8 protein-coding genes and 2 riboswitches are annotated in these 12,518 nt (G+C 73.3%); of the genes, 2 read left to right on the forward strand and 6 right to left on the reverse strand.

Annotated features, from left to right (window positions below; translation table 11 throughout):
- Positions 1-57: 57 nt before the first annotated feature.
- Positions 58-1,215 carry a bifunctional 2-methylcitrate synthase/citrate synthase gene (locus AB0I22_RS28095; RefSeq protein WP_363133721.1) on the reverse strand — a complete coding sequence of 386 codons (1,158 nt, stop codon included), beginning with the start codon at positions 1,213-1,215 and terminating at the stop codon, positions 58-60.
- Between the two features lie 47 nt (positions 1,216-1,262).
- Positions 1,263-2,798, reverse strand: coding sequence for an MmgE/PrpD family protein (locus AB0I22_RS28100; RefSeq protein ID WP_363133722.1), 1,536 nt, complete (start codon positions 2,796-2,798; stop codon positions 1,263-1,265).
- 233 nt (positions 2,799-3,031) lie between these two features.
- On the opposite strand from AB0I22_RS28100, the gene AB0I22_RS28105 reads away from it, so the two are divergent.
- Positions 3,032-4,468 carry a short-chain fatty acyl-CoA regulator family protein gene (locus AB0I22_RS28105; RefSeq protein WP_363133723.1) on the forward strand — a complete coding sequence of 479 codons (1,437 nt, stop codon included), beginning with the start codon at positions 3,032-3,034 and terminating at the stop codon, positions 4,466-4,468.
- Positions 4,469-4,499: 31 nt separating this feature from the next.
- Here the strand turns inward: AB0I22_RS28105 and mmsB are convergent, their stop codons facing one another.
- From mmsB to AB0I22_RS28125, 4 genes are read right to left on the reverse strand one after another with little or no spacing between them, the layout of a single operon-like run.
- A complete protein-coding gene (mmsB, locus tag AB0I22_RS28110; RefSeq protein ID WP_363133724.1) occupies positions 4,500-5,399 on the reverse strand; it encodes a 3-hydroxyisobutyrate dehydrogenase in 900 nt (299 codons plus the stop codon).
- Positions 5,396-6,472 (reverse strand): enoyl-CoA hydratase/isomerase family protein, encoded by a 1,077-nt coding sequence (locus AB0I22_RS28115; RefSeq protein ID WP_363133725.1) that lies wholly within the window; start codon positions 6,470-6,472, stop codon positions 5,396-5,398. Before AB0I22_RS28115 ends, mmsB begins: the two co-directional genes overlap by 4 nt.
- Complete coding sequence (locus AB0I22_RS28120) at positions 6,469-7,617, reverse strand: acyl-CoA dehydrogenase family protein (protein WP_363133726.1); 1,149 nt, start codon at positions 7,615-7,617, stop codon at positions 6,469-6,471. The genes AB0I22_RS28115 and AB0I22_RS28120 overlap by 4 nt, the downstream gene beginning before the upstream one ends.
- A gap of 5 nt (positions 7,618-7,622) precedes the next feature.
- Positions 7,623-9,122: a CoA-acylating methylmalonate-semialdehyde dehydrogenase gene (locus tag AB0I22_RS28125; RefSeq protein ID WP_363133727.1), complete on the reverse strand. Its 1,500-nt coding sequence runs from the start codon at positions 9,120-9,122 to the stop codon at positions 7,623-7,625.
- Positions 9,123-9,366: 244 nt separating this feature from the next.
- A riboswitch (cobalamin riboswitch) is annotated at positions 9,367-9,552 on the reverse strand.
- 114 nt (positions 9,553-9,666) lie between these two features.
- A riboswitch (cobalamin riboswitch) is annotated at positions 9,667-9,885 on the forward strand.
- A 154-nt stretch (positions 9,886-10,039) separates the two neighbouring features.
- Here AB0I22_RS28125 and metE point away from each other — a divergent pair.
- On the forward strand, positions 10,040-12,358 hold the full coding sequence (gene metE / locus AB0I22_RS28130; protein WP_363133728.1) for a 5-methyltetrahydropteroyltriglutamate--homocysteine S-methyltransferase: 2,319 nt from the start codon (positions 10,040-10,042) through the stop codon (positions 12,356-12,358).
- The last annotated feature ends 160 nt before the right edge of the window (positions 12,359-12,518 follow it).

The following is a 12,518-nucleotide window of genomic DNA, read 5'->3' on the forward strand; positions in this document are numbered from 1 at the left end:
TCGCGGGCTCGGCCCCGTGTTCCGCGCCGGCTGTTCTCTACGGATCTTCACGGATCTTTACGGACAGGCGCCGTCCGGCACGGGAACGGCCCGCTGCTCCCGCCCCGTGTACGCGCCCAGCGGGCGGATCAGCGCGTTGTGGGCCAGCTGTTCGGTGATGTGGGCGGTCCAGCCGGTGATGCGGCTCATCACGAAAATCGGCGTGAAGGCGGGGATGTCGAAGCCCATGAGGTGGTAGGCGAGCCCGGCCGGGTAGTCCAGGTTGGGGTGGATGCCCTTGCGGGCGGTCATGGCGTCCCGCAGCGCGGTGTGCAGGCCGGCCAGCCGGGTGGCCTCGGGGGTCGCGGCGTGTGCGACGAGCCGGTCGACGGCCTCCTGCATGATCGGTACGCGCGAGTCGCCGTGCCGGTACACGCGGTGGCCGAAGCCCATGATCTTCCGCTTCGAGGCCAGGGCCTCGTCCAGCCACTCCTCGGCCCGCAGCGGGTCGCCGATCTCGCCCAGCATGTGCATCACGGCTTCGTTGGCACCGCCGTGCAGCGGTCCCTTGAGGGCGCCGACGGCGGCGGTCACCGCGCTGTAGAGGTCGGAGAGGGTGGAGGTGACGACGCGGGCCGTGAACGTGGAGGCGTTGAAGCTGTGTTCGGCGTACAGGACGAGGGAGGTCTCGAAGCAGCGGACCACCTCGGGCTCGGGAACCCGGCCGAAGCACATGTGGAAGAAGTTCTCGGCGTAGCCGAGGGACGCGTCGGGCCGGATCGGCGCGAGCCCGCGCCGCCTGCGGTGGTCGGCGGCGACCACGGTCGGCAGCTTCGCCAGGAGGGCGAGGGACTTGGCCCGGTTGGCGGCCGGGCTGCCGTCGTCCTCGGCGGGGTCCTCGGCGCCGAAGAAGCTGACGGCGGTCCGCAGTACGTCCATGGGGTGGCAGGTGCCGGGCAGCCGGGCCAGGAGTTCCGCGGTGGTGCGGTCCACGGGCCGCAGGGCGCGTTCGCGGGCCCGGAATTCGGCGAGCTGTCCGGCGTCGGGGAGCTCCCCGTACCAGAGCAGGCAGGCGACCTCCTCGAAGGAACGGCGGGCGGCGAGGTCCTGGACCGGGTAGCCGCGGTAGGTCAGGGAGTTGGTCTCCTGGATGACGGTGGAGATCTCGGTGGTGTCGACGACGACGCCGGCGAGGCCGCGGCGGATGTCGGGGCGGTCGGGCGGTGCGGTGACCATGGAGTCCTCCGGCGAGGGGTGCGGGCGGCGGGGGCGGGCGTACGGGGTCAGAACAGGCCGTGCGGGAGGGTCGTGTCGTACGCGGCGACGGCGGCGGCGTCGACCGCCGGGAAGAGGCCCGCGAGCCCCGGCGCGTCCAGTTCGGCCAGCCGGTCCGCGGCGCTCAGGAACGCGTCCTGCGCGGCCGGTTCGGCCACGCCCTCGGCGAGGGTGCGGAACTTGGCCGTGTAGCCGTCGCGGCCGAACGGGCGGGCGCCGGCCGGGTGGGCGTCGGCGACGGCCAGTTCGTCCTCGACGACCGTGCCGTCGTCGAGGGTGATCACGGCCCGGCCGCCGAACGCGCGGCGCCGCGGGTCGGGGTCGTGGTAGCGGCGGGTCCACTCCGGGTCCTCGACCGTGGAGATCTTCCGCCACAGTTCCGCGGTCCGCGGGCGGCGGGCGCGTTCGGGGGCGTAGGAGCGCTCGTGGTGCCAGGCGCCGTCCTCCAGGGCGACCGCGAAGATGTACGGCACGGAGTGGTCGAGCGTCTCGCGGCTGGCGTCCGGGTCGTACTTCTGCGGGTCGCCGGCTCCCGAGCCGATCACGTAGTGGGTGTGGTGGCTGGTGTGCAGCACGACGGAGCGGACCCGGTCGAGTGGGCCGGTCTTCTCGCGCAGCCGCCGCGCGAGGTCGATGAACGCCTGCGCCTGGTACTCGGCCGAGTGCTCCTTGGTGTACGTGTCGAGGATCGCGCGGCGCGGCTCGCCGAGCTCGGGCAGCGCGACGGTGTACGAGGCCCGGGGGCCGTCGAGCATCCAGGCGAGGAAGCCGTCCTCCCCCTCGTAGATCGGCGCGGGCGCGCCTTCGCCGCGCATCGCCCGGTCCACCGCCTCGATCGCCGCCTTGCCGGCGAAGGCCGGGGCGAACGCCTTCCAGCTGGAGATCTCGCCCTTGCGGGACTGCCGGGTCGCGGTCGTGGTGTGCACCGCCTGCCCGACGGCCTGGTACACGGTCCCGGTCGGCAGCCGCAGCATCGCGCCGAGTCCGCAGGCGGTGGCGGCGCCGAGGTGCGCCACGTGGTCGATGCGGTGTTCGTGCAGGCAGACGCCCGTCACGAGGGCGACGTGGATCTCGTACGCGGCGATGATGCCGCGCAGCAGGTCGGCGCCGGAGCGGCCGGTGTGCTGGGCGACGGCGAGCAGCGGCGGGATGTTGTCGCCGGGGTGGGAGTAGTCGGCGGCCAGGTAGGTGTCGTGGAAGTCCAGTTCGCGGACCGCCGTGCCGTTGGCCCAGGCGGCCCATTCGGGCGGTACGCGCGAGCCGTCCGGCGCGCCGAAGACGGACGCGCCTGAGGCTGCCGTGCCGCCTCGGGCCGGGTGTGCGAGGGCCTGGGCGCGGGCGACCGCGACCGGGCGGCGGAGCAGGGAGGCGACGGCGACGGCGGCGTTGTCGATGACCCGGTTGACCGCCATGGCGGCGGCTGCGGGGTCGAGTCCGGCGGCCTCTCCCGTACCGGTGGCGACGGCGGCCAGTTTCCAGGCGAGCTGCTCCTCGCGGGGCAGCCGGTCGGCGCTGGGGTGGACGCGTACCTGGTGGTCGATCACGGGGCTCCTCGCGGTGTGCGGCTGAGCGGCTGAGCGGCTGAGCCTCCCTCGCCGAGGGGGCTCGCGCCTTCCGCTCCGATCCTTCCCCCGTCCGGGGCCGCTGGCGATGGCTCCAATCTGCGAATTCCGTACGCTCGCACGCTGCGAATCCGCGAATTCCGCGAAACGTGCGAATGCTAACTTCGCAGGAGCGGCGTACGACCGTGCGCCGGGAGCGAGGAGGCTCATCACCCATGGCACGGCCTCCCGTACGGAAGATCTACGCGCACGCCAAGCTGCGGCGGCTGCGCGCCGAGCACGGCATGAACCAGGTCGAACTGGCCCGCTCGCTCGGCATCTCGACGAGCTATCTCAACCAGATCGAGCACAGTCAGCGCCCGCTGACCGCGCCCGTCCTGCTGCGCATCGCCGAAGTCCTCGGCGTGGACCCGGAGTTCTTCTCCGAGGCCGCGGAGGAACGGCTCGCCACAGACCTGCGGGCGGCCCTCGGGGACGAGGCCGCCGGCGTGTCCGCCTCGGCGGAGGAGGCGGTCGCGGTCGCCCGCGACCACCCCGAGGTGGCCCGCGCGCTGGTGGCCCTGCACCACCGCTACCGGGACGCCGCCGAGCAGGTCGCCGCGCTGGCCTCGGCCGACTCCCCGGCCGCCGCGCTGCCGCCGGCCGAACCGCACGACGAGGTCCGCGACTTCTTCTACGCCCACCACAACCACATCGGGCCGCTGGACGGCGAGGCGGAGCGCGCGGCGCGGGACTGGGGGCTCGACTCGGCGCAGGGCGCGGCGGACGTCCTGCGGCGGCGGCTGGCGGACCGGCACCGCGTCACGGTCGTACGGGCGTCCCCCGACCGCTCGGCGGACGCCCGGCGCTTCGACGCGGAGAGCGGCCTGCTGTTCCTGTCGCCGTGGCTGACGGAGGGGCAGCGCGCCTTCCAGCTCGCCACGCAGCTCGCGCTGCTGGAGTACCGGCCGCTGCTCGACGCCCTGGTCGGCGCCGCCGCGATGACCTCCGCCCAGGCTGCGGCGCTGGCCCGGATCGGGCTCGCGAACTACTTCGCCGGGGCGCTGCTGATGCCGTACGGCGTCTTCCAGTCGGCGGCCGAGGAGCTGCGGTACGACATCGAGCTGCTCCAGGCGCGGTTCGGCGTCGGCTTCGAGACGGTCTGCCACCGCCTCAGTACGCTCCAGCGCTCCGGGCGGCGCGGGGTGCCGTTCTCGTTCCTCCGCGTGGACCGGGCCGGGAACGTCTCCAAGCGGCAGTCCGCCACCGACTTCCATTTCTCCCGGCTGGGCGGGACGTGCCCGCTGTGGACGGTGTACGCGGCGTTCTCCTCCCCCGGCCGCGTCCTCACCCAGGTCGCGGAGATGCCGGACGGCAAGCGCTACTTCTGGGTGGCCCGCACCGTCACCCGGGGCGGCGCGGGCCACCGCGCGCCGCGCGCCGAGTTCGCCGTCGCCCTCGGGTGCGAACTGCGCCACGCGCACCGCCTGGTGTACGCGGAGGGCATCGCGCTGGACGATCCCCGGGCGGCGACGCCGATCGGTCTGGGGTGCCGGATCTGCGAGCGCCGCGACTGCGCGCAGCGGGCCCGGCCGCCGGCGGGCGGCCGGCTGGCCGTCGACCCCGACCGGCGTACGTACGTCCCCTATCCGGTGGAGGCGTCGGGCGGCTGACGGCCGCCTCTCGCGAGGCGGCCTCCGTGCGTCAGGAGCCGGCTTCCCTGATGGCGTTGACGATGCCGGAGAAGTCCTGGTCCGTGCCGGCCCCCTCGGCGTAGGCGGCGTACAACTCTGCCGCGCGCAGGCCGAGTTCGGCGTTGACCCCGCCGGCCTTGACGGCGTTGGCCGCCAGGCCCAGGTCCTTGGCCATCAGCGGGGCGGCGAAGCCGGGCCGGTAGTCGCGGTTCGCGGGGCTGCCCGGTACGGGGCCCGGCACCGGGCAGTTGACGGACAGGGCCCAGCACTGGCCGGAGGCGGTGGAGGCGACGTCGAACAGGGCCTGGTGGGACAGGCCCAGGCTCTCGCCGAGGACGAACGCCTCGCTCACCGCGATCATCGATATGCCGAGGATCATGTTGTTGCAGATCTTCGCGGCCTGCCCGGCGCCGGGCCCGCCGCAGTGCACCGCCTTCTTCCCCATGACCGCGAGGAGCGGTTCGGCCTCGGCGAACTCGGCTTCGCCGCCGCCGGCCATGAAGGTGAGCGTGCCGGCCTCCGCGCCGACCACTCCCCCGGAGACGGGGGCGTCCAGAGAGCGTGTTCCGGCCGCCGCCGCGGCTTCGTGGGCGGCGCGCGCGTCGGCCACGTCGATGGTGGAGCAGTCGATGAACAGCGTGCCCGGCCGGGCGGCGGCCAGCAGGCCCTCCTCCTGGTAGAGGCCGAGGACGTGCCGCCCCGCGGGCAGCATGGTGATCACCACGTCCGCGGCCGAGGCGGCGTCCGCCGCCGACGCGACCGGTTCCACGCCGGTTCCGGCGGCCGTGGTGAGCAGGTCGGGCATCAGGTCGTGGCCGAGGACCCGGTGGCCCGCCTTGACGAGGTTGGCGGCCATCGGGCCGCCCATGTGGCCGAGGCCGATGAAGCCGATCGTGTGCTGGCCGTTCACCAGGGCACCTCCTGCGGGGTTGCGGTCAGGTGGAGTTCGCCGCCGGCGGGCGGGGCGAAGTAGCGGGCCACGTCGGCGTCGGCGACCTCGCCGAGGCCGGCCGGCGCCCAGCGCGGGCTGCGGTCCTTGTCGATGACCTGCGCGCGGATGCCCTCGACCAGGTCGTGCGAGGTGAGCGCGGCGCAGGAGACGCGGTACTCCTGTTCCAGTACGCATTCCAGCGGGCCGAGGCGGGGTGCGCGGCGCAGGGCGGCGAGCGTGACCTTCAGGGCGGTGGGCGACTTGGCGGCGAGGGTGTCGGCGGCCTCGGCTGCGGCGCGTGCGCCGTGGCCGCGCAGCCGGGCGACGATCTCCTCCATGGTGTCGGCGCGGTAGCAGGCGTCGATCCAGGTCCGGTGGGCGGCCAGTTCGCCGGGCGGCGGCTGCCGTACGTACGACTGGAGCGCGTCCCAGACCGGCCGGGCGGCGAGGTCGTCGAGCAGCCGGGGCAGGTCGTCGTGCGGGACGAAGTGGTCGGCGAGGCCGCAGAGCAGGGCGTCCTCGGCTCCGATCCGCGCGCCGGTGAGCGCCAGGTGGGTGCCGAGCTCGCCTCCGGTGAGGGCGAGCAGGTAGGTGCCGCCCACGTCGGGGACGAAGCCGATGCCGGTCTCCGGCATGGCGATCCGGGAGCGTTCGGTGACGATGCGGACGCTGCCGTGCGCGGAGACGCCGACGCCGCCGCCCATGACGATGCCGTCCATCACGGCGACGTACGGCTTGGGGTAGCAGGCGATACGGGCGTTGAGCCGGTACTCGTCCCGCCAGAAGCCGGCGGAGGCGGCGCCGCCCGCGCGGGCGTCCTCGTAGATGGAGCGGATGTCGCCGCCCGCACACAGGCCGCGCCCGCCGGCGCCGGTGATGACCACGGTCTGCACGGCCGGGTCGCTCGCCCAGCCGGTGAGCGCCTCGTCGACGCGCCGCACCATGGAGTGCGTCAGGGCGTTGAGGGCTCGGGGCCGGTTGAGCGTGAGGTAGGCCGCGCGGCCCTCGGTGCGGAGCAGTACGGACTCCTCGGCGTCCGCGCCGGCCGTCACTGGAAGGCCTCCGTCAGGCCGCGGGCCACGATGACGCGCATGATCTCGTTGGTTCCTTCCAGGATCTGGTGGACGCGGAGGTCGCGGACGATCTTCTCGATGCCGTACTCGGTCAGATAGCCGTAGCCGCCGTGGAGTTGGAGGGCGCGGTCGGCGACGGAGTAGCCGGTGTCGGTGGCGAAGCGTTTGGCCATCGCGCACAGCTGCGGCGCCTCGGGGTCGCCGCGGTCCAGGGCCTGGGCGGCCTGGTTGACGAGGGCGCGGGCGGCGGTGAGTTCGGTCGCCATGTCGGCGAGGCGGAACTGGAGGGCCTGCGCGTCGAGCAGCCGGGCGCCGAACGCCTGGCGGTCGGCGAGGTACGCGAGGCTCTTGTTGAGGGCGCTGCGGGCGCCGCCGAGGGAGCAGGCGGCGATGCCGAGCCGGCCGCCGTTCAGGCCGCTCATGGCGATCCGGAAGCCGTCGCCCGGGCGGCCCAGCAGCCGGTCCGCGGGGACCCGGACCCCGTCCAGGACGACCTGGCGGGTGGGCTGGGCGTTCCAGCCCATCTTCTTCTCGTTGGGTCCGAAGGAGAGGCCGGGGTCGTCGCGTTCGATCACGAAGGCGGAGATGCCGCGGGGGCCGTCCCCGTCGGTGCGGGCCATGACGATGTACACCTGGGCGGCGCCCGCGCCGGAGATGAACTGCTTCACTCCGCTGAGGACGTAGTGGTCGCCGTCGCGGTCCGCCCGGGTGCGCAGGGACCCGGCGTCCGATCCGGCTCCCGGTTCGGTGAGGCAGTAGCTGCCGAGGTCGTCCATGGCGCAGAGGCGGGGCAGCCGGCGTGCGCGCTGTTCGGGGTCGCCGTAGCGGTCGATCATCCAGGCGACCATGTTGTGGATGGAGACGTAGCCCGCGATGGACGGGCAGCCGGAGGCGAGGGCTTCGAGGATGAGGACGCCGTCGGCCCGGCTGAGGCCGCTGCCTCCGGCCTCCTCGCGTACGTACACGCCGCCGAGCCCGAGTCCGGCCGCCTTGCGCAGCACGTCGAGGGGGAAGTGCTTGTCCTGGTCCCATTGGACGGCGTGCGGTGCCAGGTGGTCTTCCGCGAAGTCGAGGGTGGCTTCGACGAGGGCCTGCTGGTCCTCGGTGAGCGATGTGGCGGTCATGGCGCTCATCCCATGGTGGGGAGGGTGAAGCTCGCGCCTTCCTTGGCGCCCGAGGGCCAGCGCGAGGTGACGGTCTTGGTGCGGGTGTAGAAGCGGATGGCGTCGGGGCCGTGCTGGTTGAGGTCGCCGAAGCCGGAGCGCTTCCAGCCGCCGAAGGTGTGGTAGGCGACGGGGACCGGGATGGGCACGTTGACGCCGATCATGCCGGTGTTCACGCGGCGGCTGAAGTCGCGGGCGGTGTCGCCGTCCCTGGTGAAGATGGAGACTCCGTTGCCGTACGGGTGCTCGCTGGGCAGCCGGAGGGCTTCCTCGTAGTCGGCGGCGCGTGCGACGCACAGGACGGGGCCGAAGATCTCCTCGCGGTAGATCCGCATCCGCGGGGTGACCCGGTCGAAGAGGGACGCGCCCGCGAAGAACCCGTTCTCGTGGCCGGGCAGGGTGAAGCCGCGGCCGTCGGCGACGAGTTCGGCGCCCTCATTGACGCCGATGTCCACATACCGGCGGACCCGGTCGAGGGCGTCCCTGCTCACCAGCGGGCCGAAGTCGGCCTCCGGGTCGTCGCTGCGGCCGATGCGCAGCGTGCCGATGCGTTCCTTGAGGGCGGCGACCAGCCGGTCGGCCGTCTCCTCGCCGACCGGTACGGCCACCGAGATCGCCATGCACCGCTCGCCGGCGGACCCGTAACCGGCGCCGATGAGCGCGTCGACGGCCTGGTCGAGGTCGGCGTCCGGCATCACGATCATGTGGTTCTTGGCGCCGCCGAAGCACTGGGCGCGCTTGCCGTGGGCGGCGGCGGTGGCGTAGATGTGCGCGGCGATGGGGGTGGAGCCGACGAATCCGAGCGCGCCGACCCGCGGGTCCTCCAGGAGGGTGTCGACGGCCTCCTTGCCGCCGTTGACGACGTTCAGCACGCCGGGCGGCAGACCGGCCTCCAGGAACAGTTCGGCCAGCCGCAGCGGTACGGACGGGTCGCGCTCGGAGGGCTTGAGGATGAACGCGTTTCCGCAGGCGAGGGCGGGTGCGGCCTTCCACAGCGGGATCATGGCGGGGAAGTTGAAGGGGGTGATCCCGGCGGTCACGCCGATCGGGGCGCGCAGCGAGTGCACGTCGATGCCGGTGCCCGCGTTGTCCGTGAACTCGCCCTTGAGGAGGTGCGGGATTCCGGCGGCGAACTCGACGACCTCCAGACCGCGCTGGAGGTCGCCGTGCGCGTCGGCCACGGTCTTGCCGTGCTCGGCCGACAGCAGCCGGGCCAGGGAGTCGCGCTCGCCCTCGACGAGTTGGAGGAAGCGCAGCAGGACGCGGGCGCGGCGCTGCGGGTTCCACTCGCCCCACTCCTGCTGCGCGGTGACCGCGTCGGCGATGGCCGCCTCGGTGTCGGCGCGGCCCGCGAGGGGGACGCGGGCCTGGACCGTACCGGTGTTGGGGTCGTACACGTCGCCGTAGAGGCCGGACGTGCCGGCGGTGTGCTTGCCGCCGATGAAGTGGGTGAGTTCGCGGACCATGGGTGCCTGCTCTCGTCAGGGGAGATCCGGGGACGGCGCGGCGGGCGGGCGGCGGGCGCACGGGTGGGTGCGCCGCCGCCGCGGGCCGCGGGACAGCGAGCGTCGGGCCGCCGGGCGGGGGTCGGGACCGCCGAGGGGCCGCGAAGGTCTACGAGCGCGGGGTGGGTCGGGTGCGCTCCGCCGGATCACCAGGGTCGTGGGTACAAACCGGTGCCATGCGTGTCTGCTCCATCCTCGTGGACAACAACACGGAACATTCCGCGGCCGGTATCCTGACTCCCGGATCTCAGCGCGCCGCCCGTCTTCCCGGCAGACCTCGCCAGTGACGTGTGGACGGCAGCACACTCCCCGGTCACAGTGGCGGGACCGTGCCGGATTCACACCGGCTTCCCTGCACCGCGGACCTTGTGCCACGAAGATATAGTTGGACGTCCTAGTAAGTCCACCCCCCTCCGGCGCCCGGCTCCCGCGCGGCGGTGCGCCCCGTGTCCCACATCACGTTCCGGGATGTGAACAGCGGTGCCCAGAAAACCCCCTGACCTCTAGGCTGACCCGTGCAGCTGGTTCGCCCTGCCCGCCAGGCAGGCGCGTCGCAAGAGGGAACCCGGTGGGAATCCGGGACTGCCCCGCAGCGGTGAGCGGGAACGACCGCCGTCATACGCACTGGATCCGGCCATGGGTCCGGGAAGCGACGGCCAGTAGGAATCTGCCTCGGCAGGTGTGCCCGCGAGTCCGAAGACCTGCCCGTTGCCCGTACGCGACCGATTGCGTACGGAAATCCCGGTGACCTCGTGGGCGGGTCGGCGTGCATACCAGGTGGAGCACCGCGCTCGGCGCGAGTCCGCCTGGTCCGTCGCCTTCGCGTCCGTGTCCCGCCGCCGGGATTCTCAAGGAGTCATCTCGCGAAGGAGATTTCCGTGACAGCGAAGTCCGCAGCCGCGGCAGCACGGGCCACCGTGTACGGCTACCCCCGCCAGGGCGCGAACCGCGAACTGAAGAAGGCCATCGAGGGCTACTGGAAGGGCCGCGTCGACGCCGACGCCCTGAAGGAGACCGCCCAGCAGCTGCGCCGGGCGAACTGGGGGGAGTTGGCCGACGCCGGCGTCCACGAGATGCCGACCGGTGACTTCTCGTACTACGACCACGTCCTGGACACCAGCGTCATGGTCGGCGCCGTCCCCGCCCGGCACCGCGCCGCCGTCGACGCCGACCCGCTCGACGGCTACTTCGCCATGGCGCGCGGCAACCAGGACGTGGCGCCCCTTGAGATGACCAAGTGGTTCGACACCAACTACCACTACCTGGTGCCGGAGCTGGGCCCGGACACGGTCTTCGCGGCCGACTCCGCCAAGCAGCTCGCCGAGCTGACCGAGGCCCGCGCCCTCGGCCACACCGCGCGCCCCGTCCTCGTCGGCCCCGTCACGTACCTCCTGCTGGCCAAGCCCGCCCCGGGCGTCGCCGCCGACTTCGAACCGCTCACCCTCCTCGACCGGCTGCTCCCCGTCTACGCCGAGATCCTCGCCGACCTGCGCGCGGCCGGCGCCGAGTGGGTGCAGCTCGACGAGCCCGCCCTGGCCCAGGACCGCACGCCCGCCGAACTGAACGCCGCCGCCCGCGCCTACCGCGACCTGGGCACGCTCACCGGCCGGCCCAAGCTCCTCGTCGCCTCCTACTTCGACCGGCTCGGCGAGGCGCTCCCCGTCCTCGCCAAGGCCCCCGTCGACGGCCTCGCCCTCGACTTCACCGAGGCCGCCGCCGCCAACCTGGACGCCCTCGCCGCCGTCGGCGGGCTGCCGGGCAAGCGCCTGGTCGCGGGCGTCGTCAACGGCCGCAACATCTGGATCAACGACTTCGAGAAGTCCCTGTCCACCCTCGCCACCCTGCTCGGCCTCGCCGACCGCGTCGACGTGGCCGCCTCCTGCTCGCTCCTGCACGTACCGATCGACGCGGCCGCCGAGCGCGACATCGACCCGCAGATCCTGCGCTGGCTGGCCTTCGCCCGGCAGAAGACGGCGGAGATCGTCACGCTCGCCCGCGGCCTCGCGCAGGGCACGGACACGATCGCCACCGAGATCGCCGCCAACCGGGCCGACCTGGCCTCCCGCGCGAACTCCCCGATCACCCGGGACCCGGCCGTACGGGCCCGCGCCGCCGCCGTCACCGACGCGGACGGCCGCCGCTCGGCGCCGTACGAACAGCGCACCGCGGCCCAGCGCGCCCACCTCGGCCTGCCGCTGCTGCCGACCACCACGATCGGTTCGTTCCCGCAGACCGGCGAATTGCGCGCCGCCCGCGCCGACCTGCGCGCCGGCCGCATCGACGCGGCCGGCTACGAGGAGCGCATCAAGGACGAGATCCGCGAGGTCCTCGCCTTCCAGGAGCGCACGGGCATCGACGTCCTGGTGCACGGCGAGCCCGAACGCAACGACATGGTGCAGTACTTCGCCGAGCAGCTGACCGGCTACCTCGCCACCCAGCACGGCTGGGTGCAGTCCTACGGCACCCGCTACGTCCGGCCGCCGGTCCTCGCCGGCGACATCTCGCGGCCGGAGCCGATGACGGTGCGCTGGACCTCGTACGCGAACTCGCTCACCGACCGGCCGGTCAAGGGCATGCTCACCGGCCCGGTGACCATGCTCGCCTGGTCCTTCGTCCGCGACGACCAGCCGCTCGGCGACACCGCCCGGCAGGTGGCGCTCGCCCTGCGCGACGAGGTCGACGACCTGGAGGCCGCGGGCACTTCGGTCATCCAGGTCGACGAGCCCGCCCTCCGCGAGACGCTCCCGCTGCGCGCCGCCGACCGCCCCGCCTACTTGGCCTGGGCCACCGAGTCCTTCCGCCTCACCACCAGCGGCGTGCGCCCGGCCACCCAGATCCACACGCACATGTGCTACGCCGAGTTCGGCGACATCGTCCAGGCCATCGACGACCTCGACGCCGACGTCATCAGCCTGGAGGCGGCCCGCTCCCACATGCAGGTCGCCCGCGAACTCGCCGCGCACGGCTACCCGCGCGAGGCCGGCCCCGGCGTCTACGACATCCACTCCCCGCGCGTCCCCTCCGTCGAGGAGGCCGCCGCCCTGCTCCGCAAGGGCCTGGCGGCCATCCCCGCCCAGCGCCTGTGGGTCAACCCCGACTGCGGCCTCAAGACCCGCGGCTGGCCCGAGACCCGAGCCGCGCTGGAGAACCTGGTCGCCGCCGCCCGTACGGTACGGGCGGAGCTTCCCGAGTCCTGACGAGGTGACGCGGTCGCGCCCGTCACCAGTGCCTGGGCGCACTGGTGACGGGCGCGGACCTGGCGCAACTCGCGCCATGAAATGGCCATTTGGCCGTTAGAACGGACCGAGGATCGATCACTCTTACCACTTCGGGCGCTATATTTTCGCGATCGATGGA

This window comes from Streptomyces sp. NPDC050610 (assembly GCF_040654875.1).
In the GTDB taxonomy this organism is placed as follows: Bacteria; Actinomycetota; Actinomycetes; order Streptomycetales; family Streptomycetaceae; genus Streptomyces.